Source organism: Streptomyces sp. BK022 (assembly GCF_004217355.1).
GTDB lineage: Bacteria > Actinomycetota > Actinomycetes > Streptomycetales > Streptomycetaceae > Streptomyces > Streptomyces griseoluteus.
This window is the reverse complement of the sequence record NZ_SHKU01000003.1, coordinates 243,408-269,850: the sequence shown is the minus strand read 5'-3', so window position 1 is coordinate 269,850 and position 26,443 is coordinate 243,408. Positions and strand designations below refer to the sequence as shown.

Annotated in this window: 17 protein-coding genes; 4 read left to right on the top strand and 13 right to left on the bottom strand. The window is 73.0% G+C overall.

Going from position 1 to position 26,443, the window contains the following annotated elements; genetic code table 11:
• Positions 1 to 50 precede the first annotated feature (50 nt).
• From EV284_RS12700 to iolC, 11 genes are all read right to left on the bottom strand, one after another.
• Entirely contained in the window at positions 51 to 914 is an 864-nt protein-coding gene (locus tag EV284_RS12700; RefSeq protein WP_130333416.1) for an ABC transporter permease, read from the bottom strand.
• Positions 911 to 3,541, bottom strand: coding sequence for an alpha/beta fold hydrolase (locus EV284_RS12695; protein WP_130333414.1), 2,631 nt, complete (start codon positions 3,539 to 3,541; stop codon positions 911 to 913). Before EV284_RS12695 ends, EV284_RS12700 begins: the two co-directional genes overlap by 4 nt.
• Before the next feature lie 121 nt (positions 3,542 to 3,662).
• Complete coding sequence (locus EV284_RS12690) at positions 3,663 to 5,063, bottom strand: APC family permease (RefSeq protein ID WP_130333412.1); 1,401 nt, start codon at positions 5,061 to 5,063, stop codon at positions 3,663 to 3,665.
• A gap of 303 nt (positions 5,064 to 5,366) precedes the next feature.
• The gene (locus EV284_RS12685; protein ID WP_130333410.1) at positions 5,367 to 8,288 is read right to left on the bottom strand and encodes a hypothetical protein; all 2,922 of its coding nucleotides are present in this window, start codon (positions 8,286 to 8,288) and stop codon (positions 5,367 to 5,369) included.
• Between the two features lie 2 nt (positions 8,289 to 8,290).
• Positions 8,291 to 10,135 (bottom strand): HSP90 family protein, encoded by a 1,845-nt coding sequence (locus EV284_RS12680; RefSeq protein ID WP_130333408.1) that lies wholly within the window; start codon positions 10,133 to 10,135, stop codon positions 8,291 to 8,293.
• Positions 10,136 to 10,220: 85 nt separating this feature from the next.
• Positions 10,221 to 11,198: a hypothetical protein gene (locus EV284_RS12675; protein ID WP_130333406.1), complete on the bottom strand. Its 978-nt coding sequence runs from the start codon at positions 11,196 to 11,198 to the stop codon at positions 10,221 to 10,223.
• 126 nt (positions 11,199 to 11,324) lie between these two features.
• Entirely contained in the window at positions 11,325 to 12,827 is a 1,503-nt protein-coding gene (mmsA, locus tag EV284_RS12670; protein ID WP_130333404.1) for a CoA-acylating methylmalonate-semialdehyde dehydrogenase, read from the bottom strand.
• A gap of 16 nt (positions 12,828 to 12,843) precedes the next feature.
• Positions 12,844 to 14,721: a 3D-(3,5/4)-trihydroxycyclohexane-1,2-dione acylhydrolase (decyclizing) gene (gene iolD, locus EV284_RS12665; RefSeq protein ID WP_130333402.1), complete on the bottom strand. Its 1,878-nt coding sequence runs from the start codon at positions 14,719 to 14,721 to the stop codon at positions 12,844 to 12,846.
• Positions 14,718 to 15,542 carry a 5-deoxy-glucuronate isomerase gene (gene iolB, locus EV284_RS12660; RefSeq protein WP_130333400.1) on the bottom strand — a complete coding sequence of 275 codons (825 nt, stop codon included), beginning with the start codon at positions 15,540 to 15,542 and terminating at the stop codon, positions 14,718 to 14,720. The genes iolD and iolB overlap by 4 nt, the downstream gene beginning before the upstream one ends.
• Positions 15,543 to 15,550: 8 nt before the next feature.
• Positions 15,551 to 16,450 (bottom strand): deoxyribose-phosphate aldolase, encoded by a 900-nt coding sequence (locus EV284_RS12655; protein ID WP_130333398.1) that lies wholly within the window; start codon positions 16,448 to 16,450, stop codon positions 15,551 to 15,553.
• 85 nt (positions 16,451 to 16,535) lie between these two features.
• Complete coding sequence (iolC, locus tag EV284_RS12650) at positions 16,536 to 17,501, bottom strand: 5-dehydro-2-deoxygluconokinase (RefSeq protein WP_130333396.1); 966 nt, start codon at positions 17,499 to 17,501, stop codon at positions 16,536 to 16,538.
• Positions 17,502 to 17,652: 151 nt separating this feature from the next.
• On the opposite strand from iolC, the gene EV284_RS12645 reads away from it, so the two are divergent.
• The 4 genes from EV284_RS12645 (at position 17,653) to EV284_RS12630 (ending at position 21,945) form a co-directional block, all read left to right on the top strand.
• Positions 17,653 to 18,567 carry a sugar phosphate isomerase/epimerase gene (locus EV284_RS12645; protein ID WP_130333394.1) on the top strand — a complete coding sequence of 305 codons (915 nt, stop codon included), beginning with the start codon at positions 17,653 to 17,655 and terminating at the stop codon, positions 18,565 to 18,567.
• A gap of 339 nt (positions 18,568 to 18,906) precedes the next feature.
• Complete coding sequence (locus EV284_RS12640) at positions 18,907 to 19,107, top strand: MerR family transcriptional regulator (RefSeq protein WP_030816659.1); 201 nt, start codon at positions 18,907 to 18,909, stop codon at positions 19,105 to 19,107.
• Between the two features lie 212 nt (positions 19,108 to 19,319).
• On the top strand, positions 19,320 to 19,559 hold the full coding sequence (locus EV284_RS12635) for a heavy-metal-associated domain-containing protein (RefSeq protein ID WP_130333392.1): 240 nt from the start codon (positions 19,320 to 19,322) through the stop codon (positions 19,557 to 19,559).
• A 121-nt stretch (positions 19,560 to 19,680) separates the two neighbouring features.
• The gene (locus EV284_RS12630) at positions 19,681 to 21,945 is read left to right on the top strand and encodes a heavy metal translocating P-type ATPase (protein ID WP_130333390.1); all 2,265 of its coding nucleotides are present in this window, start codon (positions 19,681 to 19,683) and stop codon (positions 21,943 to 21,945) included.
• Positions 21,946 to 22,510: 565 nt separating this feature from the next.
• On the opposite strand, the gene EV284_RS12625 is transcribed toward EV284_RS12630, so the two are convergent.
• Together EV284_RS12625 and EV284_RS12620 are read right to left on the bottom strand one after the other, a co-directional pair.
• Positions 22,511 to 23,812, bottom strand: coding sequence for a citrate synthase (locus tag EV284_RS12625; RefSeq protein ID WP_086695593.1), 1,302 nt, complete (start codon positions 23,810 to 23,812; stop codon positions 22,511 to 22,513).
• A gap of 177 nt (positions 23,813 to 23,989) precedes the next feature.
• The gene (locus EV284_RS12620; protein WP_130333388.1) at positions 23,990 to 26,290 is read right to left on the bottom strand and encodes an ATP-dependent RecD-like DNA helicase; all 2,301 of its coding nucleotides are present in this window, start codon (positions 26,288 to 26,290) and stop codon (positions 23,990 to 23,992) included.
• Positions 26,291 to 26,443 lie beyond the last annotated feature (153 nt).

Sequence of the window (26,443 nt, the reverse complement as noted above, 5' to 3'; positions counted from 1 at the left end):
CGGCCCACCGGTTCCGACCGGTGGGCCGCCGCCGTGTGTACGGGCTCCCGTCAGGACACGATGTCCTTGCGGGCGAAGCCCCGGAAGGCCAGGGCGAAGAGGACCAGGGCGTAGGTGACCGAGACCGAGGCGCCCTGGGCCATGCCGGCCCACTCCGCGTGCGGCTGGAGGAGGTCGGCCCAGGCGAACTGCCAGTGCGCGGGCAGGAAATCCCGCCAGTCGCCGAGCGCCGTCACCGCGTCCAGCACGTTCCCGACGATGGTCAGCCCGACCGCGCCGCCCACCGCGCCGAGCGGGGCGTCGGTCCGGGTGGAGAGCCAGAACGCCAGCCCGGCGGTGACCAGTTGCGAGACGAAGAGGTACAGCACCACCACGGCCAGCCGCCCGACCGCCGTTCCCGCCTCCACCGCCCCGCCGGTCGGCACGAGCAGCGGGCCCCAGCCGTACGCGGCCGTGCCCACCGCGAGGGCCACCGTGGGCAGCAGGATCATCGCGGCCAGGCTCATGCCGAGCGCCACCGCGAGCTTGGACAGGAGCAGCCGGGCCCTCGGCACCGGCGCCGCCAGCAGATAGCGCAGCGAGGACCAGCCGGCCTCCGAGGCGACCGTGTCCCCGCAGAACAGGGCGACCGGGACGACCAGCAGGAAGCCGGCCGAGACGAAGAGGCTGACGGCGGCGAAGTTGGCGCCGGACGCGGTGGCCGTGTCCATCAGGGAGATCCTGCGCCCCCGCCCGGCCGGGTCACCGCCGATCGCGAACGCGGCCAGCAGGATCAGCGGCAACGCGGCCAGGACGGCGCCCATGACCAGCGTGCGGCGCCGCCCGAGCTGGCGGACGAGCTCCACGCGTACGGGCAGGGTGCGCGAGGCGCGGTAGCCGGGTGCCGTCTCCGCGGTCTCGGTGAGCGTGCTCACGCGGAGCCTCCGATCAGGGTGAGGAAGGCGTCCTCCAGACGCCGGTGCGGGCCGACGGAGAGCACGGGCACCTCCAGCCGGACCAGGTCCACGACGAGTGCGGCGGCGGTGTTGCCGGGTTCGAGGCGGATCAGCAGTGCGTCCTCGGTCCGTACGGCGGAGGCGACGCCGTCCAGGGCGGCCACCTTGTCCACGACCGGGTCGGCGAGGGGGATGCCGGTGCCGACCAGCAGGGTGTCGCCGGAGCCGACGATCTCCCGGACCGGGCCCGCCTGGACCAGCCGGCCCCGGTCCATGACGACCAGGTGGGTGCAGGACTGCTCGACCTCGGCCAGGAGGTGGCTGGAGACGATGACGGTGCGTCCGGCGGCCGCGTACCGGATCAGCACCTCGCGCATCTCGCGGATCTGCGGCGGGTCCAGGCCGTTGGTGGGCTCGTCCAGGATCAGCAGGTCGGGCAGGCCCAGCATGGCCTGGGCGATGGCCAGGCGCTGGCGCATGCCCTGGGAGTAGGTGCGTACCGCGCGGGCCAGGGCGTCGCCGAGGCCGGCGATCTCCAGGGCCTCCGCGAGACGGGCGTCCTCAGCCGGACGGCCGGTGGCCCGCCAGTACAGCTCCAGGTTCTCCCGGCCGGTGAGGTGGGGCAGGAATCCGGCGCCCTCGACGAAGGCGCCGACGCGGGAGAGGACGGGGGCGCCGGGGCGGACGGCGTGGCCGAAGACGCGGATCTCGCCGCCGTCGGGCCGGATGAGGCCCATCAGCATGCGCAGGGTGGTGGTCTTGCCCGCGCCGTTGGGGCCGAGCAGTCCGAGTACCTGGCCCTTCTCCACGCGGAAGGCGAGGTCGCGTACGGCGTATCTGTCCGACGACTTGGCGTAGCGCTTGCTCAAGCCGGTGATGACGAGCGGGACTTCGGCCAGTTCCGGGTCGGGTGCGGGGGCCGTGGTGCGGCGGCGGGCGGTGAGGAGGAGGGCGAGGGCCGCCGCGGCGCCCGCGAGGGGGAGCCACCAGACCCAGGAGGGCAGCGCGGTGGCCGCCGTGGTGACGGCGGGGGCCGTGGGCACGCTCAGCGGCCCCGTGAGGGAGACCGTGTAGGTCGCGGGGGCGGTGGGTGAGGCGTAGCCGAGGTCGGTGGTGGCGAGGACCAGGCGGAGGCGGTGGCCCTGCTGCACCTCGTGGTCGACGGGCGGGAGGGTGACGGTGACGTCCTTGCCCGCCTTGGCGCCGGTGATCCGGATCGGGGTGACGAGCTGGCCGGGGAGTACCTGGCCGCCGCCCGGGCCGACGTCGTAGAGCTTGGCGAAGAGGACCACGTCGGCGCTGGTGGACCGCACGTGGACGCGGGCCGTCGGGGTGCCGGTGATACGGAGGGCGGTGCGCTGCGGCGGCGCGTCGAACTTGGCGTACTGGCCGGGGAAGTCCAGGGAGACCCCGGTGCCGAGGGCGGAGAGCTGGGCGAGGCCGCCTCCGCCGAGGCCCGGCAGGGCGGATACGGCGGGCGGACTGGCGCCGGCCGGGTTGGCGACGCGCTGCGCGCGGCCGGTGAGGGGGACGGTGCGGGGGTCGCCGCGCAGGCCCGGGTAGGCGTCGGCGGTGGCGCCCCGGCTGCGGGTGCTGCCGTCGGTGGAGTCGACTCCGCCGGTGCGGGTGACCCGGAAGGCGGGCCCCGTGCCGACCGGCTCGCCCTTGAGGTAGTGGTCGAACCAGTCCCGTACCCGCCCCTGGACCCGGCCGGTCTCCAGGTCTCCTCCGTCGTGGCCGCCCGCGACCCAGTCGACCTTGACGGGGGCGCCGTTGGCCCGGATCGCGCGCTCGGCGGCATCGGACTGGGCGAGGGTGAACAGGGAGTCCGTCTGGCCCTGGAAGAGCAGGGTGGGGACCTTGATCCGGTCGGCCACGGCGGCGGGTGAGCGGCGCTGGAGCAGGGCCCGGGCGTCGGCGTCGGGGACCCCGGACTGGGCGACGCGCTGGTACATCGCGCACAGCTCGGGCTCGAACCGCCCGCAGCCGCCGGCGGAGTTGAAGAAGACGCCGGTCCACAGCCGCTTGAACACGCCGTTCGGGAACAGGGCGTCGGCGAGGTCCCAGTAGGTGACGGCGGGCGCGATGGCGTCGACGCGCGGGTCGTTTCCGGCCGCCAGCAGGGAGATCGCCCCGCCGTACGAACCGCCCGCGATGCCGACGCGCGGGTCGCCGGGCTTGTCGAGGCGGACCTCGGGCCTCTTGGCCAGCCAGTCGAGGAGGCGGGAGACGTCGGCGACCTCGTGCGCCGGGTCGTTGAGCCCGATCCTGCCCGTCGAGCGGCCGAACCCCCGGGCGGACCAGGTGAGTACGGCGTACCCGTGACCGGCGAGGTCCTCGGCCTGGGCGCGCAGGTCGTCCTTGCTGCCGCCGAAGCCGTGGGCCAGGAGGGCGGCGGGGCGCCGGCCGCCGCCCCCCGAGGTGAAGTAGGAGGTGTCCACGCGGGTGCCGTCCGCCATGGTCAGGACCTGGTCGGTGCGGTGCGGGCGGGGCGTGTCGGACGCGGTCGCGGTCCACGTGCCGGTGGCGGCCAGCAGTACGGCGGCCCCCAGCGCGGCGGCGGCCCGCCGGGGCTTCTTCAGCAGCCGGGGCACTCGGAGATCCATGACCCAACGGTACGGGCCGCCCTCCCCGCCGGACGGCCCCGCCGGGCTGAACCCCCGCCCCTCCTTCGGGAGTACGGGTCCGGGCGGGCGTACTGCGGGCGCGGTAGGGAGGGGTGCCGGGTCAGCTCCGGGTGTCCTCGGGGAGCGAGACCAGCCAGTGGGTGTCGCGGCGGGGCCGCAGGTACAGCGCCCAGTACAGGGTGGCCGCGGCGGTGATCCCGCCGGTCAGGAGCAGGTAGACGGGGTCCTGCTGGACGAGGACGTAGCCGAGGACGGCGATGAGCAGCACGGGTACGGCCGGCCACAGCGGCATCCGCCAGGCCGGGGTGTGCCGGTGGCTGTCGCGGCGGCCCAGCAGGGCGGCGACGGCGACGAGCAGGTACATGGCGGTGACGGAGACCCCGGTGACGCCGTACAGGGTGTCCAGGTCGACGAAGCAGAGCAGCGCGCCGGGGATGCCGACGGTGAGGGTGGCGACCCAGGGCGAGCCGAACCGGCCGAGCCGGGAGAGCAGGTTGTTGACCGGGCCGGGCCACGCCTTGTCGCGGGCGGAGGCGAACAGGACGCGGGAGTTCTGGATGACCATCACGATGCCCGCGTTGACGATGGCGAGGGCGACGCACAGGCTGACGAACGTACCGACGGCCGTGCTGGACCAGGCCGTCACCATCGCGCTGAGGTCGCCGCCGGTCAGGTCCTTCAGGTCGGTGGCGCCCATGGTGATGGCGGCGACCGGCACCAGGATGATCACGGTGGAGATGGCGAGGGTGGCGAGCACGGTGCGGGCCACATCCCGGCGCGGGTGCTCCAGTTCCTCGGAGAGGTAGACGGCGGTCGAGAAGCCCTGGGTGACGAAGAGGGCGATGGCGAGTCCGGAGACGACGAGTGCGGCGGTGACGGGGTCGGTGCCGCCGTGGGCTCCGGCCACCTCCATGGAGATCAGGCTCCCGGCACCCCGGTGGGCGTGGGAGAAGCCGAGCACCGCGACGACGGCCGCCGCGATCACCTCCAGGACCAGGAAGACACCGGTGATCCAGGCGTTGGCGCGCAGGTCGAGCAGCCCGGCGAGGGTGGCGAGCAGCATGACCCCGGCGCCGGTGAGGGCGGGGTCCACGTGCACGAGCGGGGCTATGTAGTCGGCGGTGCCCATGGCGATGACGGGCGGCACGATCACCACGACCAGCAGCGACAGCACGAACACCAGCCAGCCCGCGAGGCGCCCGGCGAGGGTGGAGACCATGGCGTACTCGCCGCCCGCGCTCGGGATGAGAGTGCCCAGCTCGGCGTAGCAGAACGCCACCGCGATACAGAGCACGGAGCCGATGGCGATGGTGAGCGCGGTCGCGGTGCCGAGGGTGCCGAAGAGGTCCGGGACGACCACGAACAGGGTGGAGGCGGGCGTCACGCAGGAGAGCGTCAGCAGGGTGCCGCCGACGACGCCGATGGAACGCTTGAGTTTCCGCCGCCCGTCACCGGTCTCTGCGGCGTGGGCTGGCTCGGCGTGGCGGAGCGTGTCGGTCATGCGGCGTCCGATCGACTCGTGCGGTGAGGACTCGGGCGGGAGCGGTATCGCCTCCGGCGGCTCGCGGTGTGTCGTACGTCTCGCTCCCGGCGCTGCATGGAACACCGACGAAAACCACCACGTCAATGGGTGCCGGCCTACGAAATCCGCAGCTCTGACGGGCCGTTGGCGACCGAAACAGCACCATCTCGCAAGCGCCCGCGCCCTCCTCGCCCGTACGGGAACCGCAGGCCGTGGCCGAAAAAAGACGGGCCCGAAGGCGACGGAAGCCGCCTTCGGGCCCGGTCGAGAGGGCGTTCCCGCTTACGTGTGCCTGCTCAGCCGGTCCTCCAGCCGCACCAGGTCCCCGGTCTCCTCGGTGTGCCCGGCGGCGGTCAGGAGGGTGATCGCCGCGGTGAGGCGGGCGCGGGCGTCGTGGCGGCGCTCCTGGTGGAGCCCCTCCACGGCGGCCGCGAACCGGACGCACTCGGCCCACTGGGCGGCGGTCTCCGCATCCGGCCCCGGCTCGCCGAGCAGGTCGAGCGCCTTCTCCAGGGCGGTCACCGCGGCCTCGTACTCGCCGGCGTAGGTGTTGACCCGGCCGTACTCGTAGGCCAGGGCGGCGTCCAGGGAGTGGGCCTGGGCCTGGTGGCCGGCGGCACGGGCCTCGTCGGCGATCCGGCCCGCGTCGGCGAGCAGGTCGAGGGCGTCGGCCAGGCCGTCGGGACCCTGCCGCTCGGCCTGGAGGCGGGCGAGTTCGCGCAGGGCACCGCTGATCCGGTCGTGGCGCGGGGCGCGGGCGTGGGCGGCGAGCGCCTGGTCCACGGCCTCGCGGGCCCGGGGGAACTCGCCCGACCCGGCGAGGAGTACGGCCGTCTCGGCGGCGATCATGGCGTGGCTGCCCGGGTCGTCGTCCCACCCCGCCGATTCGGCGGCGAGCGCGGCGAACTCCGCCGTGGCGGCCCCGAGGTCGTCCGCCGCGCGGAACGCGCGGGCGCGGGCCAGGCGGAGCTGGGCCACCAGCCGGTCGTCCACCTTCCCGCCGGCGACGTCGGGTTCGGCGAGGAGGGAGTCGAGCAGGGCTATGCAGTCCTCCTCGCGACCGAGGTCCAGGCTGAGGTGGGCCACGTCGGTGTAGGTGCAGAACGCCTCCACGCGCTTGCCGTCGCGGAGGTCCAGCTCGGCCGAGCGGGTCAGGAGACGCAGTGCCTCGTCGGGCTCGCCGAGGCGGAGGCACGCCTGGGCCAGGTCGGCGTGGAGCCGGGCGGTGCCCGAGCGGGCGGCGGGCTGTTCGGCGGCCAGCCGCAGAGCCTCGGTCAGGCTCTCGCGGGCGGCGCGGGCGTCCCGGAGCCCGAGCTGGACCCGGCCGCGCAGGCCGAGGGCGCGGGGCAGGTGCCAGGAGGGTCCGTGCGCCCTGAGCCGCTCCAGGAGGGCGTCGAGTTCGCTGATCGCGCCGGGCAGGTCCCCGGCGAGGGCGTGGGTGCTGGCCCGCATCATCAGGGCGCCGGAGATCTGGCCGGCGAGGTCGTGCCGGGTGGCGAACGCGTGCAGCAGGTCCGCCTCGGCGAGGACCGGAGCGCTGTGCTCCTCCTCCCGCGACGCCTGGAACCGCAGGGCGAGCGCGGTCGCCCGCAACCGCAGCAGCCGGGCCTCCTGGTAGGGCGCGAGGCCGGGCGTCTCCTCCTGCAGGCGGACGATCGCCGCGTGGGCGGCGGTCAGCGCGGTGACCTTCGTCCCGGTCGCGTCGGTGGCCTCCTCCGGAGCGGTCTCGGCACGGGCGACCAGGGCACCGGCCCGGGAAACGGCCGCGGCGCCCGCTTCCCCCGCCGCGTCGTAGAGCGCGGCGGCCTCGTCCATGAGGGCCGCGGCGGCCTCGTACCGGTCCTCGGCCGCCTGGTTCGCCTCGTCGGACAGCAGGTCGGCGCGGAGCCGGGCGAGCGGGCCCACGTCGGGGTCGTCGGGGTGCGTGTAGCCGGGGGCGGCCACGAGGGCGCGCAGCCGGGTCCAGTGGGCCGCGTCGTCCGGGTGCCCCTGCCGTTCCAGCTCCCGCGCCCGCCGGATGAGCGCGGGCAGCGACTCCGGGAGGTTCGCCGTGGGTACCGCGACGGGCGCGGCCGGGGCCACGTCGTCGAGGGCGCGGGTGCGCAGGGTGAGTTCGAGTGTCTCCAGGAGCGGGGCGCGGTCCAGGCGGGCGCGGCGGCGGTCGGTGTGGGCGGTGGTGCCGTTGCGGGCGTCGAAGCGGGCGGCGAGGTCGTCGGCGCGGGCGCGCACCTCTGCGCGCAGGGCGGTCGCCGTCCAGGTGCGGCCGGAGGGTCCGGCGGCGGGCAGCCCGCCGTGGCCGAGGGCCTCGACGCGCTGGAGGAGGACTTCGACGCCGGTGAGGAAGTCGTACTGGTCCAGCGGCGAGTCCACCTCCTCGAACAGGTTCCGGTTCTCGGCGAGGAGCTCCAGGCCGCGCGCCTCGTTGCCGGTGAGCGCGCAGAACTCCAGGTGCCGGCCGGTCTCGCCGGACATCGAGGGGTTGCGGCGGCAGGCGCGGTACCCGGTGAGGTGGAGTTCACGGGCCCGGTCGGCGCGGCCGGTGCGCAGCAGGGGCAGCAGCGCGTACGAGACGGAGCGGGCGGGTTCCTCCTGGCAGGACTCCTTGCCGGCCAGAACGGGCTCCCAGACGGCCAGCGCCCGCTCGTCGTCGCCCGCCGCGAGGTGGTGGCGGGCCCGCTCGCAGATCTCGCACGCCTCGCAGTCGCTGAGCGGGGTACGGGTGCGGCTCGCCCAGAGTTCGTAGGCGAGGTCGGTGCCCTCCCCGGTGTGGGCGGCGAGCTGGAACGACTGCCCGTAGTACGGCTGGAGGCCGAGCTCGGCCTTCTCGTACCGCTCGCGCATCTCCGCGAGCCACTGGCGCAGGGCGGTCAGCGGGATCTCGGGGATCGCGCGCAGGGCGTTGCCCACCCACTTGAAGCGCCAGAACAGCGAGTGGCGCAGTGAGGCGTCGAAGACGTCGGGCTGTTCGTCGTAGAGGGCGAGGAGGCGGGCGAAGACGACGGGCGACTTCCGGGGCTCGGCCCCGTAGGCGTACGCCTCCTGGAGGCCCATCAGGGTCACGGCGAGCAGCCTGGGGTCGCCGAACTGCTCGGCGGACTCGGCGAGTTCCTCGGCGGCTACGGTGCGGGTACGTCCGTAGGGGCGCCCGTCGTTCTCGCGGAGCGCCTGGTACAGCTCGTCGGTGGTCCGGGGTGCGGTCGGCATCGTCAGCGGTCCTTGCGCAGGGCGTGGGCGAGAAGGTCGAGGAAGGAGCGGTTGATCAGGCTCGACTCGGCCGGCCTGAGCGGACGCCGGGACAGCATCGCGGCCTGGCCGTAGAGGGCTTCGGCGCTGGTGCGGGCGAGTTCGGGTTCGCCGATGGTGACGGCGGTGCGGACCAGCGGGTTGAGCTGGTTGAGGATGAGCTGGGCGCGCGGGGCCTCCTGGCGCAGGTGGCCGAGGATGTCGCCCCACAGGCCGCCTTCCTGCTCGCGGGCCAGCTGGGAGCGGGTGCGCTCGTGCCGTGCCTCGCGGCTGTCGACCAGCAGGGCGGGGGCGGAGGCGGGCTGGAAGGTGCGCAGCGCCACGTCGCAGTCGAAGACGGCGAGGGCGTCGCGGGCCTGGGCGAGGTAGGCCGCGGCGGCCAGCTCCGTCTCCCGGTCCACGGTGTCCAGGTGGGCGGTGAGGGTGGCCGGGTCGAGGTCGGCCACCGTGACCTCGGGCCTGATCTCGGGCAGCCGGTGCACCAGTTCGCGGTCGTAGGTGTAGCCGCCGTTGACGACGCCGAGTCCGGCGGCCGAGGCGATCGCGGCGACCTGCCGGAACTCCTCCACGCTGGAGGTGACGAGCACGGTGCGGTGGGCGCGGGCGAACTCGTCGAGGGTGGCGTGCCCGTCGGTGGTTTCGAACGGCAGCCAGGGCAGCAGCATCCGCAGGATCTCGTCGTCGTGCACCGCGAGCGACTTCACGGCCAGGTGGTGCACCCGGAGGAAGCGGCCGAGCAGGTCGGGATCGCTGGCGGCGGTCTTGGCGAGCCACGCGCGCAGCCGCTCGGCGAGGGCGTCACGGATGGCGGCGAGCGTGTCGTCCTCGTACAGGGCCTCGCGGGACGCCGTCGGGCGCAGGCTCTCGGCGTCGACCACGCAGCGGACGAAGAACGCCCACTCGGGCAGGATCTCCTCGGCCCGCTCGGACAGCAGCATGCCCTTGACGTGCACGCGGTGGCCGTGACGGCGCCCGGCGGGCACAGTGTCCGGCAGGACGCACGCGATGCCCTTCAGCCCGACCGCGGGCAGGTCCAGCTCGATGGTGTCCAGGGGGGTGAACCCGAGGACGTCCTCGCCGTACGCGGCCAGCGCGCGGGACCGGGCCCCCGGCGTGGGGTGGGTACGGGCCCAGGGCGCGGGCTCGGGGTTGACGGGCGCCGGACCGGACCGGCCGTCGTCGAAGGTCACCGGGTGGCGCAGCAGGGAGCCGAAGTGCCGTGCCAGCTCGCGCACCTGAGCCGGGGTGGTCCACTCGGCCGCGTCGGTGCGCGGGGTCAGCGTGACGGTGGTGCCGGGGTGGGCGCGGGCGGAGGCGGGCAGGGTGCGGACGGTGTAGCTGCCGTCGCCCCGCCCCCGCCACTCCACGGCCGGCTCGCCGGGGGTGCGGGCGGACCGGCTCAGTACGTGGATCTCGTCCGCGACCAGGAAGCAGGAGAGCAGCCCGATACCGAACTGGCCGATGAAGTCGCCGCGTTGCTCGGCGATGCGGTCCGCGCGCTTGCTGCTGCGGCCGATCGTGGCGAGGAAGCTGTGCACATCGGCCTCGGTGAGACCGACGCCGTCGTCCTCGACGCGTACGCAGGAGCCGTCGGCGTACAGCCGGATGCCGAAGTCGCCTTGGGCGGCGCGGGGTTCATGGGTGTACCGGGCGGTCAGGGCGTCCACGGCGTTCTGCAGGAGTTCCCGCAGGTAGACGCGGGGGCTGGAGTAGAGGTGGTGCGAGAGGAGGTCGACGAGGCCGCGCAGGTCCACCTGGAAGGTGCGGTCGGTGCCGGCCGGGGGCATGGAGGTGTCGGGCAGGGTCATCACGGAGTCCGGGGTGTGGTCGTCGGGGGACGACGGCGGGGGTGGGTGCGCGCGGAACGGCGGCGACGAGGAGGGGCCGGCCCTCTCAGGTCCGGCTCCGGAGGCTGGCGTACAGCTTCTCGGGGTGGTTCACGTACCGCCACGGCCACCGGGTGTACGCACGGCGCAGCTCGTAGTAGACGCGCGGGGCCACGATGCTCTCGCCGGACAGCGCGAGAGCCATGGCGAAGACGTTGAAGTCCTCCTGCCAGCCCCGGCGCCGCTCGTAGGCCGGGTGGAGGATGCTGTGCTTGGCCGCGTCCCGCAGTTCGGTCTGGATGTGCCAGTCGCGGAGGGAGCCGCTGACGCCCAGCTCCACCCAGTCCTCGATGTGCGCCATGGCGAGCACGCAGCCGAGACGATGCCCCTCCGGCGCGTTGTGGAACGCCTCGCGCGCGAACGCCAGGGCCTGGCCCGGCTTCCCGCTCCATCGCGGCTGCCGGAACGTCACCCACTCGTAGTGCGTCTCCAGGTCCAGCGGGTCGCGGCGCAGGGCGGCGTCGCGCCGGGCCCGGTTGATGTCGTCGCCCAGGGACATGCCACGGCCGGACTTCAGCAGAGGGCGCCACGGGGTGATCCACTCGGGGCGCAGCTCGGCGGCCTCCAGGAGGTGTTCCTCGGCGATGCGCAGCCGCTCGTGGAAGACCCGCCACTGTGCCGGTGAGACGTGTTGGGCCGTATACCTGGTGCGCGCCTCCCAGCCCCAGACGACGTGGCGCGCCCCGGATATCAGCAGGGCCGTCGCGCGGTGTTCCCCGCCCTCCTCGACGGCCCGGCCGATCCAGTCCTGCACCCCGGCCACCTCGGCCAGTTCGTCCAGGAGCTGGTGGTCCCGGCCGAGGTCGAAGGGGGTCAGCGCCTCCTTGACCGCGCCCCAGTCCCCCGCTGCGGCCGCCCGCAGCAGGGTCCGCACCCGGGTGTCCCCGAGCGCCTCCAGCTGGTAGACGCCGAATCTGCGGGGCGCCGGCAGGACGTACGGGTCCGCCTCCGGCCTCTTCCCACCCCTGGTCAGCCTGCCGAACATGCCGCGCCCTCCCCTGGCCCCGGTGATCGTCCGGGCAGCATAAGCGGCACCACCGACATCGCCGCCCCAGGGTTTTCGGCGGCCGGGCCCGGCGCGGGCGGGCCCGGCCGCCGAAGCGGCGCCGGCTCAGTGGTTGCGCGGGAAGCCCAGGTCGACGCCCGCCGGGGCGTCGGAGGGGTCGGGCCAGCGGGTGGTGACGACCTTGCCCCGGGTGTAGAAGTGCGTGCCGTCGTTGCCGTAGATGTGGTGGTCGCCGAAGAGGGAGTCCTTCCAGCCGCCGAAGGAGTGGTAGCCGACGGGGACCGGGATGGGGACGTTGACGCCGACCATGCCGGCCTCGATCTCCAGCTGGAAGCGGCGGGCGGCGCCGCCGTCGCGGGTGAAGATGGCGGTGCCGTTGCCGTAGGGGGAGGCGTTGATGAGGGCGACGCCGTCCTCGTAGGTGTCCACGCGCAGCACGGACAGCACCGGGCCGAAGATCTCGTCCTGGTACGCCTTCGCGCTGGTCGGCACCTTGTCGAGCAGGGAGATGCCGATCCAGTGGCCCCCCTCGTGGCCCTCGACGGTGTATCCGGTGCCGTCGAGCACGACCTCGGCGCCCTCCTCGGCGGCGCCGGTGACGTAGGAGGCCACCTTGTCCCGGTGGACCTTGGTGATCAGCGGGCCCATCTCCGAGGTGGGGTCGGTGCCGGGGCCGATCTTGATCTTCTCGGCGCGCTCGCGGATCTTCTGCACCAGCTCGTCGCCGATGGAGCCGACGGCCACGACCGCGGAGACGGCCATGCAGCGCTCGCCCGCCGAGCCGTAGGCGGCACTCACCGCCGCATCCGCCGCCGCGTCGAGGTCGGCGTCGGGGAGCACCAGCATGTGGTTCTTGGCGCCGCCGAGGGCCTGGACGCGCTTGCCGTGGGCGGAGGCGGTGGTGTGGATGTAGCGGGCGATCGGGGTGGAGCCGACGAAGGACACCGCCTTCACGTCCGGGTGCTCCAGCAGGCGGTCCACGGCCACCTTGTCACCGTGCACGACGTTGAGGACGCCGTCCGGCAGTCCGGCCTCGGCCAGCAGTTCCGCCAGCTTCAGAGCGGCCGACGGGTCCTTCTCCGAGGGCTTGAGCACGAAGGTGTTGCCGCACGCGATGGCGAGGGGGAACATCCACATCGGCACCATCGCCGGGAAGTTGAACGGGGTGATGCCCGCGACCACGCCGAGCGGCTGCCGGATCGCGGCCACGTCGACGCCGGTGGCGACCTGGGTGGACAGCTCGCCCTTGAGCTGGACGGTGATCCCGCAGGCCAGGTCCACGATCTCCAGGCCGCGCGCGACCTCGCCGAGCGCGTCGGAGTGCACCTTGCCGTGCTCGGCGGTGATCAGCGCGGCGATCTCGTCGCGGTGGCCGTCCAGCAGGGCGCGGAATTTGAACAGGATGGACGTGCGCTGGGCCAGCGAGGACTGCCCCCAGGTCGCGAAGGCGTCCTTCGCGGCGGCGACCGCCGCGTCCACCTCCTCGACGGACGCGAAGGCGACCTTGGTGGTGACCTCGCCGGTCGCCGGGTCGGTGACCGGCCCGTACGTGCCCGACGCGCCCTCGGCGGTCTTGCCGCCGATCCAGTGGTTGACGATCTTCGTCATGTCCTCGGGCTCCTTGTCACAGATGGCGGCGGCGGGCCGGCAGATGCCGTTCGTACAGCTCGCGTGCCTTGACCGCGGACGGTCTGGTCGCGGTCTCGGCCACAGGAACATCCCACCAGGCCGCGGCGGGAGGCGCGCCCGACACACTGTCGGACGTTTCGGTCTCCACGTAGACACAAGTGGGAGTGTCGGCGGCGCGCGCCTCGGCGAGGGCCGCCCGCAGCTCGGCGACCGTCCGGGCGCGCAGCACCCGCATGCCGAGGCTGGCCGCGTTGGCGGCGAGGTCGACGGGGAGCGGCGGGCCGGTGAGGGTGCCGTCCCCGGCGGGACACCGGTACGCGGTGCCGAAGCGCTCGGCGCCGACCGACTCGGACAGACCGCCGATGGACGCGTACCCGTGGTTCTGGATCAGCACCATCTTGACCGCGACGCCCTCCTGCACGGCGGTGACGATCTCGGTCGGCATCATCAGATACGTGCCGTCGCCGACCAGCGCCCACACGTTCCGGTCGGGCGCCGCGAGCTTCACGCCGAGGGCGGCCGGGATCTCGTAGCCCATGCAGGAGTATCCGTACTCCAGGTGGTACTGGTCGCGGGCGCGGGTCCGCCAGAGTTTGTGCAGGTCGCCGGGGAGGGAGCCGGCCGCGCCCACGATGATGTCGCTCGCGTCCACCAGGGCGTCCAGCGCGCCGATCACCTGGACCTGGGTCGGCACCGCGTCGGGGTCCTCGGCGGCGAAGCAGGCGTCGACACCCGCCTCCCAGCGGGCCTTGCCCTCGGTGTAACCGGCCACCCACGCCTCCGGCACCCGGTACCCGTGCATCCCCAGCGCCTCGGTCAGCTCGCCCAGCCCGCTGCGGGCGTCGGCGACCAGCGGCAGCCCGGCCAGCTTGTGGCCGTCGAAGGGCGCGATGTTGAGGTTGAGGAAGCGCACACCCGGGTCCTCGAAGAGGGTGCCGGAGGCGGTGGTGAAGTCGGTGTACCGGGTGCCGACCCCGATCACCAGGTCGGCGGCGCGGGCGAGTTCGCCGGCCGTGCGGGTGCCGGTGTGGCCGATGCCGCCGACGTCCTGGGGATGGTCGTACGGCAGGGAGCCCTTGCCGGCCTGGGTGGAGGCGACCGGGATGCCCGTGGCGGCGGCGAACTCCACGAGCGCGTCCTCGGCACGGCTGTGGTGGACCCCGCCGCCCGCGACGACGAGGGGACGCCGGGCCTCCCTGATCACCCGTACCGCTTCGGCGAGTTCGGCCGGGTCGGCGCCGGGCCTGCGCACGGTCCACACCCGGTCGGCGAAGAACTCCTCGGGCCAGTCGTACGCCTCCGCCTGCACGTCCTGCGGGAGGGCGAGGGTGACGGCGCCGGTGCCGACCGGGTCGGTGAGCACCCGTACGGCCGCGAGCGCGCTCGGGATCAGGGCCTCGGGGCGGGTGATCCGGTCGAAGTACCGGGACACCGGGCGCAGGGTGTCGTTCACCGACACATCGCCCGCGTAGGGGAGTTCGAGCTGCTGCAGGACGGGGTCGGCGGGGCGGGTGGCGAAGACGTCGCCGGGGAGCAGCAGGACGGGCAGGTGGTTGACGGTGGCGAGGGCGGCGCCGGTGACGAGGTTGGTGGCGCCGGGGCCGATGGAGGTGGTCACCGCGTGGGTGGAGAGCCGGTTCGACTGCCGGGCGTACCCGACGGCCGCGTGCACCATCGCCTGCTCGTTGCGGCCCTGGTGGTACGGCATCGACTCGCGGTGCTCCAGCAGGGCCTGGCCGAGTCCGGCGACGTTGCCGTGGCCGAAGATCCCCCAGGTGGCGCCGACGAGCCGCTGCCGTACGCCGTCGCGCTCGGTGTACTGGGCGGCGAGGAAGCGGACGAGCGCCTGCGCGACCGTGAGCCTGGTGGTCACCGGTAACCCCCTGTGTGGTCGGGGTGGAAGCTGATCCGCCACTCCCGGTCCGCGCCGGGGCCGGCCATCACGTTCAGGTAGTACATGGCATGGCCGGGCTGGGCGATCGACGGGCCGTGCCAGCCGTCGGGTACGAGCACCGCGTCACCCGTGCGGACCTCGGCGAGCAGGTCGGCACCACCGGTACGGGAGGGGAGGACGCGCTGGTAGCCGAGGCCGCCGTCCTCGATCTCGAAGTAGTAGATCTCCTCCAGCTCGGACTCCTCCCCCGGCCGGTGCTCGTCGTGCTTGTGCGGCGGGTAGGACGACCAGTTGCCGCCGGGGGTGATGACCTCCACGGCGATGAGCCGGTCGCAGTCGAAGGTGTCGGCGGCGGCGAAGTTGCGCACCTGGCGGGCGCAGGTGCCGGTGCCGCGCTGTTCGACGGGGACCTCCGGCGCGGGGCCGTAGCGGGCGGGGAGTCGTCGCTCGCACTTCGCTCCTGCCAGGGCGAAGCGGCCTCCCGCGCCGGAGGCGATCTGGACCCGGCTGTCGCGGGGGGCGTACGCGAAGTCGGAGACTGCCGCGAACACGTTCTCCCGGCCCCGGATCTGAAACTCGTTCTCGTCAATTTGTACGGTACATGCACCCTGGAGGGGGAGCACGATCCATTCGGCGTCGCCGGTGTCGAAGGTATGGGTGCCGCCCGCTTCCAGCTCCGCGACGCGCAGGCGCGTGTGGGCCCAACTCCGGGGCCTGCCCTCCTGATCCGGCCCGATGTCGAGCGCGTACGGGCCGCTCGCGGCCTCGCCGTGCGGCAGATGGAGTCGGGTGCTGGTCATGCGGGCCCTCACAGCAGTCCTGCGGCGGTGTCCACGGCGGCGGCCACGTCGCCGTCCGCCGGGTACAGCAGTGTGCGGCCGACCACCAGGCCGCGCACGGTGGGCAGTCGCAGCGCGCCGCGCCACTTCTCGTACGCGGCCGCCTGCTCCTGCGGGGAGCCGCCGGTCTCGCCGCCCAGCAGGACGGCGGGCAGCGTGGTGGTCGCCATGACGTCGGCCATGTCGTCCGGGTTCTCGGTGACGGGCACCTTCAACCAGGTGTAGGCGGAGGAGCCGCCGAGTCCGGAGGCGATGGCGAGGGAGGTGGTCACGGCCTCGGCGGACAGATCGTTGCGCAGGCGCCCGTCCGGGCCGCGTCGGCTGAGGAACGGCTCGATGAACAGCGGGAGCCGGCGCTCCGCCATGGCGTCGACGGCGCGGGCGGCGGACTCCAGGGTGGTCAGCGAGCCGGGGTCGGAGGGGTCGATGCGCAGCAGCAGCTTGCCCGCGTCGAAGCGGCGGCGCGCGATGTCCTCGGGGCGGGGTCCGGTGAAGCGGTCGTCCAGTTCGAAGCGGGCGCCCTGCAGGCCGCCCCGGTTCATGGAGCCGAGGACGACCTTGCCCTCCAGGGCGCCGAGCAGCAGCAGGTCGTCCAGTACGTCGGCCGTGGCCAGCACCCCGTCCACGCCGGGCCGGGACAGCGCCACGCACAGCCGGCGCAGCAGGTCGGCCCGGTCGGCCATGGCGAAGGGCCGCCCGCCCGCGCCGAGCGCACCCCGTGCCGGATGGTCGGCGGCCACGATCAGCAGCCGCTCCCTCGCGCCGACCAACGGCCGCCGCACCCGCCGCGCGGCAGCCTCCGCGACGGCCTCGGGGTGCCGGGTACGGAGGTGGACCAGGGCGGCGACGTCGACGCGGGCGGTACTCATCGCCCGGCTCCGGTCTGATCCGGGGTTCCGGCGGCGGCCCCGGCGGGAGCCTCCACGCCGGTCCCCGCCCGCGCCCGGCCAGGGCTCATCGCACCGCTCCCGCCGCCAGCGCGGCAGCCACCTCGTCCGGGGTCGGCATCGCCGAGGAGCACTCCAGCCGCGAGGCCACGATCGCCCCGGCGGCGTTGGCGTGCCGCATCACCTTCTCCAGGTCCCACCCCGCCAGCAGCCCGTGGCACAGCGCGCCCCCGAACGCGTCGCCCGCGCCGAGGCCGTTGCGGACGGTGACGGGCAGCGGAGGCACCTCCGCGCTCCGGCCGTCGCGGTGGACGGCGAGGACGCCCTTGGGACCCTGCTTCACCACCGCCAGCTCCACCCCCGCCTCCAGCAGCGCGCGGGCGGCGGCGTGCGGTTCGCGGGTGCCGGTGGCGATCTCCACCTCGTCCACGTTGCCGACGGCGACGGTGGCGTGCCGCAGGGCCTCGGCGTAGTACGGGCGGGCGATGCCGGGGTCCTCCCGGGCCGCGTCGTCCCAGAGAGCGGGCCGCCAGTCCAGGTCGAAGACGGTGATGCCCGACCGGGCCCGGTGGGCGAGGGCGCCGAGGGTGGCGCCGCGGCTCGGCTCCTCGCTCAGGCCGGTCCCGGTGACCCAGAGGACGCGGGCGGCGCGGATCGCGTCGAGATCGAGTTCGCCGGGGTGGATCTCCAGGTCGGGGGCCTTGGGCAGCCGGTAGAAGTAGAGCGGGAAGTCGTCCGGCGGGAAGACCTCGCAGAAGGTCACCGGGGTGGGCAGTCCGGGTACCGGGGTGACCCAGCGGTCGTCCACGCCGAAGCCGCGCAGCGCCTCGTGGAGGTACGTGCCGAACGGGTCGTCACCGGTGCGGGTGATGACGGCGGTTGTGAGCCCGAGGCGGGCGGCGGCGACGGCGACATTGGTGGCGGAGCCGCCGAGGAACTTGCCGAAGGAGGTCACCCGGTCGAGCGGGACGCCGGTCTGGAGGGGGTAGAGGTCCACCCCGATCCGTCCCATGGTGATCAGGTCGTACGCCATCGGCTCCCCTTCTCAAGGATTCGTCAGGACTACCCCCGGCAGGACTCTCCCCCGGCTTTCTAGTCCGGTCCGGTGAGCCCTGTCAATGTTTTGTCCAGACATTCGGACCAGCTATTGACACCTTTTCCGGACGGCCCGCACGCTGGCGGCCATGACGTCGATGCCGTCCTCTCCGCTGTCCCGTGTCCGCGTCGGATCGGCGCCCGACTCCTGGGGCGTCTGGTTCCCGGACGACCCCGCCCAGGTCCCCTGGCGGCGCTTTCTGGACGAGGTGGCCGCGTCCGGCTACGAGTGGATCGAACTCGGCCCCTACGGGTATCTGCCCACCGACCCCGGGGTGCTCGCCGAGGAGACCGCCCGGCGTGGCCTGAAGGTGTCGGCCGGGACCGTGTTCACCGGGCTGCACCACGGCCCGGCGGTGTGGGAAAAGACCTGGGAGCACGTCTCCGCCGTGGCCGAACTGACCCGCGCCACCGGCGCCCGCCACCTCGTCGTGATCCCCTCCTTCTGGCGGGACGACCGCACCGGCGCGGTGCTGGAGCCGGCCGAACTGACCCCGGCCCAGTGGCGCGACCTGACCGGGCAGACCGAGCGGCTGGGCCGCGAGGTGCGCGAGCGGTACGGACTGACGATCGTCGTCCACCCCCACGCCGACACGCACATCGACAGCGAGGCCCACGTCACCCGCTTCCTCGACGCCACCGACCCGGACCTGGTCTCCCTCTGCCTGGACACCGGCCACTACGCCTACTGCGGCGGGGACAGCGTCGAGCTGATCGAGACCTACGGCGAGCGGATCGGCTACCTCCACCTCAAGCAGGTCGACCCGGAGATCCTGGCCCGGGTGCGGGCGGAGGGCACGCCCTTCGGCCCGGCGGTCGCGCGGGGCGTGATGTGCGAACCCCCCGCCGGGGTACCCGCGCTCGGCCCCGTCCTCGCGGCGGCGGCCCGGCTGGACACCGACCTGTTCGCCATCGTCGAGCAGGACATGTACCCCTGCGAGCCGGACCGGCCGCTGCCGATCGCCCGCCGCACCCGTGCGTTCCTGCGGTCGTGCGGCGTATGAACGCACCGCCGGCGACGCCCCGCTGTTGACCGCCCGCTGACAAACACACCGCAGAACGCCCCGCGCGCGGGCGTGCGCGACGGTCCCGGCCGTGGGGGTCAACCCGCCACGCCCGGCGCACGCCCGCTTCTTCTGCTGTGGTTGTGTCACGAACGCGCCCCTCCTGTCACATATGTCGCGCGTACGCGGGTTCTCGGTCACACCCGGCCCACAGCCGCTTGCTCGCGGTCACTCTGCGTCGTTGACCGGGCACAGGCTTGGTGATCACCAGCACAGCGCCGGGCTCCCCCGACGGCCGTTCCCCGGCCGCCGCCGCGGCGCGCGCAGGAGGTGCGACGCATGACCGACCGCAGGCTCTGGTCCTACAAGGAGATCGCGGCACACATCCGGGTGCAGCCGGACACCGTTCGGTCCTACCGCAAACACGGCCTGCTGCCACCGCCCGACCTCGTGGAGAGCGGCAAGCCCTACTGGTACGCCGACACCGTCCGCGCCTGGGTCGCCTCCCGGCCCGGCAACCGGGGCCGCAGAGACGGCTGACCCTCGCGCCACCCGGCACGGCGAACGCCCGCACACCTCCCGGCGGGGAGGCCGTGCGGGCGTTCGTCGCACTGCGACAAAGCGGGCGTATACATAGGGTGCCGGTGAATTCCCCCCGCACTCGGCACCCCCTTGGGGAATACCCCCTAGGGGTATAGTGTGGCCAGCGTGAGGGTCCCCCGAGGACACCCCAGTACGACGAGGAGAACGACATGAGCGCCCAGACCGACACCCCTGGCTCCGTCACCGCCGTCTACCAGGTGAGCGGCATGAGCTGCGGCCACTGCGAGGGCTCCGTCTCCGGCGAGGTCTCCCGGATTCCCGGCGTGAGCTCGGTGAAGGCCGTCGCCTCCACCGGCGAGGTCACCGTCGTCTCGTCGGCCCCGCTCGACGAGGAGGCCGTGCGGGCCGCCGTCGACGAGGCCGGCTTCGAGCTGACCGGCCGGGCCTGAGCACCACCCCCGCAGGTCCGCGCGCGCCGCGCGCGGACCGCGCGACCTTTCCCCGACCGGGCCGCACCGACCAGCTCATACTGGATTCCGTGAGGTCCGGTCCGATGTCTGGAGTCCGGTCATGACCAGCACCACCGCAGAGACAGGGCGCAGGGCGCCCGAGGCGGACGAGAACCGGGTCGAGCTGCTCATCGGCGGCATGACCTGCGCGTCCTGTGCCGCGCGGGTGGAGAAGAAGCTCAACCGCATGGACGGCGTGAGCGCCACCGTGAACTACGCGACGGAGAAGGCGAAGGTCAGCTTCGGCGACGGCGTCCATGTCGCGGACCTGATCGCGGTCGTCGAGAAGACCGGGTACACCGCCGAGGAGCCCCCGCCCCCGGAGCCGGAACCGGCCCCCGACGCGGGCGGGTCCGCGGGGCCGGCCGAGCGCGACCCCGAGCTGTCCGCGCTGCGGCAGCGGCTGCTGATCTCCGCCCTGCTCGCCGTGCCCGTGATCCTGATGGCCATGGTCCCGCCCCTCCAGTTCGACAACTGGCAGTGGCTCTCGCTGACCCTCGCCGCGCCCGTGGTCGTCTGGGGCGGGTGGCCCTTCCACCGGGCCGCCTGGACCAACCTGCGGCACGGCGCGGCCACCATGGACACCCTCGTCTCGGTCGGCACGCTGGCCGCGTTCGGCTGGTCGCTGTGGGCCCTCTTCTTCGGCCACGCCGGCATGCCCGGCATGCGGCACGCCTTCTCGTTCACCGTCTCCCGCTCCGAGGGCACCTCCGTCATCTACCTGGAGGTCGCCGCCGGGGTCGTCGCGCTGATCCTGCTCGGCCGCTACCTGGAGGCCCGCTCCAAGCGCCGGGCCGGGGCCGCGCTGCGGGCGCTGATGGAGCTGGGCGCCAAGGACGTGACCGTACTGCGGGACCGGCGCGAGACCCGGATACCGGTGGGCTCGCTCGCCGTGGGCGACCGGTTCGTGGTGCGGCCCGGGGAGAAGATCGCCACCGACGGCACGGTGCTCGAAGGCACCTCCGCCGTCGACGTCTCCATGCTGACCGGCGAGTCCGTGCCCGTCGACGTCTCCCCCGGCGACCGGGTCACCGGCGCCACCGTCAACGCGGGCGGGCGGCTGGTGGTCGAGGCGGACCGGGTCGGCGGGGACACCCAGTTGGCCCGGATGGCCCGGATGGTGGAGGACGCGCAGAACGGCAAGGCCGAGGTGCAGCGCCTCGCCGACCGGATCTCCGCCGTGTTCGTGCCGGTCGTCATCCTCATCGCGCTCGGCACCTTCGGCGTCTGGCTCGGCGTCACCGGGGACACGGTCGCCGCGTTCACCGCCGCCGTCGCCGTACTGATCATCGCCTGCCCCTGCGCACTGGGCCTCGCCACCCCGACCGCGCTGATGGTCGGCACCGGGCGGGGCGCGCAGCTCGGCATCCTCATCAAGGGTCCCGAGGTGCTGGAGTCCACCCGGCGCGTGGACACCGTCGTCCTGGACAAGACCGGCACCGTCACGACCGGGCGGATGACGCTCCAGGAGGTGTACACCACCCCCGGCGAGGACGAGAAGCAGGTGTTGCGGCTCGTCGGCGCCCTGGAGCACGCCTCCGAGCACCCCGTCGCCCGCGCCGTCGCGGAGGGCGCGGAGGAGCGCGTCGGCACACTGCCCCCGGCCGAGCACTTCGAGAACGTCCCCGGCCGCGGTGTGCGCGGCAGCGTGGAGGGCCACGAGGTGGCCGCCGGGCGGCTCTGGGACGACCTGCCCGGGGAGCTGGCCGCCGCCCGCTCCCGGGCCGAGCAGGAGGGCCGTACGGCCGTCGTGGCGGGCTGGGACGGCAAGCCGCGCGCGGTGCTCGCCGTCGCGGACGCGGTGAAGGAGACCAGCGCCGAGGCGGTACGCGAACTGCGCGCCCTCGGCCTGACGCCGGTGCTGCTCACCGGGGACAACCGCACGGTGGCCGAGGCGGTCGCGCGGGAGGTCGGCATCGACGAGGTGGTCGCCGAGGTGCTGCCCGAGGACAAGGTCGACGTGATCCACCGGCTGCGGCGCGAGGGCCGGACCGTCGCCATGGTCGGGGACGGGGTGAACGACGCGGCGGCGCTCGCCACCGCCGACCTGGGTCTCGCCATGGGCACCGGCACCGACGCGGCGATCGAGGCCGGGGACCTCACCCTGGTCCGGGGCGACCTGCGGGTGGCCGCCGACGCCATCCGGCTCTCCCGGCGCACCCTCGCCACCATCAAGGGCAACCTGGCGTGGGCCTTCGGCTACAACGTCGCCGCGCTGCCGCTGGCCGCGGCGGGGCTGCTGAACCCGATGATCGCGGGGGCGGCGATGGCCTTCTCCTCGGTGTTCGTGGTGACCAACAGCCTGCGGCTGCGCCGGTTCCGCTGAGATGGGCCAGGAAGTGCCGTGAGTGGCCGGAAGAAGTCCCCCGAGGAGAAGTAAGAGTCCCTCTGGAGTCCGGCGCGGACCTCACATAAGCTCTTCACAAGGCTCGCGCATCTTCCTTACGCTTGGGTCCCGATCGCCGGATCGGGGCTCTTGCGCACCTATGGGACGTATGCAAGAGACGCAGATCACAGTGACGCGAACGTAACCATCGAAGGGGTTCGAAGGTCTAAGTTGGCGGTGTCAGTCCAGCGTCTTGGGGGGCGCCGGCTGGCATCTGGAGATGTCTTGGGGGACTTCTCCAGAGATGCGTTGCCGGGGCACGTACACCGGGAAGCTTTGAGCGGCCCTCCCAGCGTGCGCTGTCCCGGCAGACCGCAAACACGTTTCACATCACTGGAGCACGGCGGGTACACCCGCCCTGCTCGGACAGCGAATTCAGGCGCTGTCTCTCCGAGCGCCCGGCCCGGATCCCGTGGGGGGAATCCGCACCGGGGCATGGGAAGGCGCCCTGGACGTCGGCCCGTGGGGGGACCGACGCCAGGGCGCCTTCCGCTTTTTGTGGTACTTAGCGCTGCTCGACCGGCACGAAGTCGCGCTCGACGACACCCGTGTAGATCTGGCGCGGGCGGCCGATGCGGGAACCCGGCTCCTTGATCATCTCGGTCCACTGGGCGATCCAGCCCGGCAGCCGGCCGAGGGCGAACAGGACCGTGAACATCTCGGTCGGGAAGCCCATGGCCCGGTAGATCAGACCGGTGTAGAAGTCCACGTTGGGGTAGAGGTTGCGCGAGACGAAGTAGTCGTCGGAGAGCGCGTGCTCCTCCAGCTTGAGCGCGATGTCCAGCAGCTCGTCGGACTTGCCGAGCGCGGAGAGGACGTCGTGCGCGGCGGCCTTGATGATCTTGGCGCGCGGGTCGAAGGACTTGTACACCCGGTGGCCGAAGCCCATCAGGCGGACGCCGTCCTCCTTGTTCTTCACCTTGCGGATGAAGCTGTCGACGTCGCCGCCGTTGGCCTGGATGTTCTCCAGCATCTCCAGCACCGACTGGTTGGCGCCGCCGTGCAGCGGGCCCCACAGCGCGTTGATGCCGGCGGAGATCGAGGCGAACATGTTGGCCTGCGAGGAGCCGACCAGGCGGACCGTGGAGGTCGAGCAGTTCTGCTCGTGGTCCGCGTGCAGGATCAGCAGCTTGTCCAGCGCGGAGACGACGACCGGGTCGAGGTCGTACTCCTGGGCCGGCACCGAGAACGTCATGCGCAGGAAGTTCTCGACGTAGCCGAGGTCGTTGCGCGGGTAGACGAACGGGTGGCCGATCGACTTCTTGTAGGCGTACGCCGCGATCGTCGGGAGCTTGGCGAGCAGCCGGATCGTGGAGAGGTCGCGCTGCTCCTCGTCGAACGGGTTGTGGCTGTCCTGGTAGAAGGTGGACAGCGCCGAGACCACCGAGGACAGCATGGCCATCGGGTGGGCGTCGCGCGGGAAGCCCCGGTAGAAGTTCTTGACGTCCTCGTGCAGCAGGGTGTGCCGCGTGATGTCGTTCTTGAACTTGGCCAGCTCGTCGACGGTCGGAAGCTCACCGTTGATCAGGAGGTACGCCACCTCGAGGAAGGTGGAGCGCTCGGCGAGCTGCTCGATCGGGTAGCCGCGGTAGCGGAGGATGCCCGCCTCGCCGTCGAGGTAGGTGACGGCGGATTTGTACGCGGCCGTGTTGCCGTAGCCGCTGTCCAGGGTCACCAGACCGGTCTGGGCGCGGAGCTTCCCGATGTCGAAGCCCTTGTCGCCGACGGTGCTGTCGACCACCGGATAGGTGTACTCGCCGTCGCCGACCCGCAGTACTACCGCGTCGTTCTTGGTGTGCTCGCTCACGTCTTCCCTCACCGACTTAGTGCCTCATCTTCGAGGTGCCCTGACTGTCTCTACCATCCCCCATTTGGCTCAGGAGAGTGCACTCGGGGTCGCCACTTGGCCCACTGGCGGCACTCAGTGCCGTCAACCTGCTCATCCTGCCCCCTGGGCGGGGCATCCGGAAAGGCTCTGTGACCTTCATGACTCATTTGATCGATCATTTTCGCCGACACGTCCGGAACCGGCGAGTCTGAAGCCGAGCGCGGTGCACCGCCGGCCTGCCGACACGGTCCGTACGGCCTGCGCGATCGCCTTGCGCGAACCCACCAGCACCACCAGCTTCTTGGCGCGGGTGACCGCCGTGTAGAGCAGGTTGCGCTGGAGCATCATCCAGGCGCCGGTGGTGACCGGGATCACCACGGCCGGGTATTCACTGCCCTGGGAGCGGTGAATGGTCACGGCGTAGGCATGGGCCAGTTCGTCCAGTTCGTCGAATTCGTACCCCACCTCCTCGTCCTCGTCGGTCAGCACCGTCAGGCGCTGCTCGACCGGGTCGAGCGAGGTCACCACGCCCACGGTGCCGTTGAAGACGCCGCTGACGCCCTTGTCGTAGTTGTTGCGGACCTGGGTGACCTTGTCGCCGACCCGGAAGACCCGGCCGCCGAACCGCTTCTCCGGCACGTCGGGGCGGCCGGGGGTGACGGCCTGCTGGAGCAGGGCGTTGAGGGCGCCGGCGCCCGCCGGGCCCCGGTGCATCGGGGCGAGGACCTGCACGTCCCGGCGCGGGTCGAGGCCGAAGCGGGCCGGGATGCGGCGGGCGGCCACGTCCACGGTGAGCCGGCCGGCCTCCTCGGTGTCGTCCTCGACGAAGAGGAAGAAGTCGTCCATCCCCTCGGTGAGCGGGTGCCGGCCGGCGTTGATCCGGTGCGCGTTGGTGACCACGCCGGACCGCTGGGCCTGGCGGAAGACGCGGGTGAGCCGGACGGCGGGCACCGGGCTCCCCTCGGCCAGCAGGTCCCGCAGCACCTCCCCGGCGCCGACGCTGGGCAACTGGTCCACGTCACCCACGAACAGCAGATGGGCGCCGGGCGGTACCGCCTTGACCAGCTTGTTGGCGAGCAGCAGGTCCAGCATGGACGCCTCGTCCACGACCACGAGGTCGGCGTCCAGCGGGCGGTCGCGGTCGTAGGCGGCGTCTCCGCCGGGCTTCAGCTCCAGCAGCCGGTGCACGGTGGACGCCTCGGCGCCGGTCAGCTCGGCCAGCCGCTTGGCGGCGCGTCCGGTGGGCGCGGCGAGCACCACCTTGGCCCGCCGGGCGCGGGCGAGTTCGACCACCGAGCGGACGGTGAAGGACTTGCCGCAGCCGGGGCCGCCGGTGAGGACGGCGACCTTCTCGGTGAGCGCGAGCCGGACGGCCGCCTCCTGCTCCGGCGCGAGGTCGGTGCCGGTACGGCCCTTGAGCCAGCCGAGCGCCTTGTCCCAGTTCACGTCCCGGAAGGCCGGCATGCGGTCCTCGCCGGTGCGCAGCAGCCTCGACACCTGGGCGGCGAGGGAGAGTTCGGCCCGGTGGAAGGGGACGAGGTACACGGCGGTGACGGGCTCCCCGCCGTCCGGTCCGGGCACCCTCTCCCGGACGACTCCCGGCTCCTCGCCCTCCTCGCCGGGGGCGGCCAGCGCGGCCAGGCACTCGATGACCAGGCCGGTGTCGACCTGGAGGAGCTTGACCGCGTCCGCGATGAGGCGTTCCTCGGGCAGATAGCAGTGGCCCTGGTCGGTGGACTGGGAGAGGGCGTACTGCAGGCCGGCCTTAACGCGTTCGGGGCTGTCGTGCGGGATGCCGACGGACCGGGCGATCCGGTCGGCGGTGAGGAAGCCGATGCCCCAGACATCGGCGGCGAGCCGGTACGGCTGGTTCTTCACCACGGAGATGGAGGCGTCGCCGTACTTCTTGTAGATGCGCACGGCGATGGAGGTGGAGACCTCGACGCTCTGGAGGAAGAGCATCACCTCCTTGATCGCCTTCTGCTCCTCCCAGGCGTCGGCGATCCGCCCGGTGCGCTTGGGACCGAGGCCGGGGACCTCGATCAGGCGCTTCGGCTCCTCCTCGATGATCCGCAGGGTGTCCAGGCCGAAGTGCCGGGTGATGCGGTCGGCGAAGACCGGGCCGATGCCCTTGACCAGGCCGGAGCCGAGGTAGCGGCGGATGCCCTGGACGGTGGCGGGGAGGACGGTCGTGTAGTTCTCGCAGGTGAACTGCCTGCCGTACTGGGGGTGTGAGCCCCAGCGCCCCCGCATCCGCAGCGACTCCCCCACCTGGGCGCCGAGCAGCGCGCCGACCACGGTGAGCAGGTCGCCGCCGCCCCGGCCGGTGTCGACGCGGGCCACGGTGTAGCCGGTCTCCTCGTCGGCGTAGGTGATGCGCTCCAGCACACCCTCCAGCTCGGCCAACTGCCGTTCGCCCGTGGTGTTCCCCGCCTGTCGAGCCGCCCCTTGAGCCATGGACCGACGGTACCGGCGGGGGCGGACAGTGAACTCCGGACCCGGAGCGCTCATCTGAGCGGGGTTCATCACGATCTGATTTCAGCCACCGGGAAGGGGCTTGCCGGGAGCCCGTGTAATCGATTCCAATCCTCCCGAACACGTCGTTGTAAA

What these genes read in the sequence shown, in the direction of transcription:
- EV284_RS12695 (WP_130333414.1), bottom strand. Translation starts at nt 3,541, where the DNA reads ATGGATCTCCGAGTGCCCCGGCTGCTGAAGAAGCCCCGGCGGGCCGCC.
- EV284_RS12690 (WP_130333412.1), bottom strand. Translation starts at nt 5,063, where the DNA reads ATGACCGACACGCTCCGCCACGCCGAGCCAGCCCACGCCGCAGAGACC.
- EV284_RS12685 (WP_130333410.1), bottom strand. Translation starts at nt 8,288, where the DNA reads ATGCCGACCGCACCCCGGACCACCGACGAGCTGTACCAGGCGCTCCGC.
- EV284_RS12680 (WP_130333408.1), bottom strand. Translation starts at nt 10,135, where the DNA reads ATGACCCTGCCCGACACCTCCATGCCCCCGGCCGGCACCGACCGCACC.
- EV284_RS12675 (WP_130333406.1), bottom strand. Translation starts at nt 11,198, where the DNA reads ATGTTCGGCAGGCTGACCAGGGGTGGGAAGAGGCCGGAGGCGGACCCG.
- mmsA (WP_130333404.1), bottom strand. Translation starts at nt 12,827, where the DNA reads ATGACGAAGATCGTCAACCACTGGATCGGCGGCAAGACCGCCGAGGGC.
- iolB (WP_130333400.1), bottom strand. Translation starts at nt 15,542, where the DNA reads ATGACCAGCACCCGACTCCATCTGCCGCACGGCGAGGCCGCGAGCGGC.
- EV284_RS12655 (WP_130333398.1), bottom strand. Translation starts at nt 16,450, where the DNA reads ATGAGTACCGCCCGCGTCGACGTCGCCGCCCTGGTCCACCTCCGTACC.
- iolC (WP_130333396.1), bottom strand. Translation starts at nt 17,501, where the DNA reads ATGGCGTACGACCTGATCACCATGGGACGGATCGGGGTGGACCTCTAC.
- EV284_RS12645 (WP_130333394.1), top strand. Translation starts at nt 17,653, where the DNA reads ATGACGTCGATGCCGTCCTCTCCGCTGTCCCGTGTCCGCGTCGGATCG.
- EV284_RS12640 (WP_030816659.1), top strand. Translation starts at nt 18,907, where the DNA reads ATGACCGACCGCAGGCTCTGGTCCTACAAGGAGATCGCGGCACACATC.
- EV284_RS12635 (WP_130333392.1), top strand. Translation starts at nt 19,320, where the DNA reads ATGAGCGCCCAGACCGACACCCCTGGCTCCGTCACCGCCGTCTACCAG.
- EV284_RS12630 (WP_130333390.1), top strand. Translation starts at nt 19,681, where the DNA reads ATGACCAGCACCACCGCAGAGACAGGGCGCAGGGCGCCCGAGGCGGAC.
- EV284_RS12620 (WP_130333388.1), bottom strand. Translation starts at nt 26,290, where the DNA reads ATGGCTCAAGGGGCGGCTCGACAGGCGGGGAACACCACGGGCGAACGG.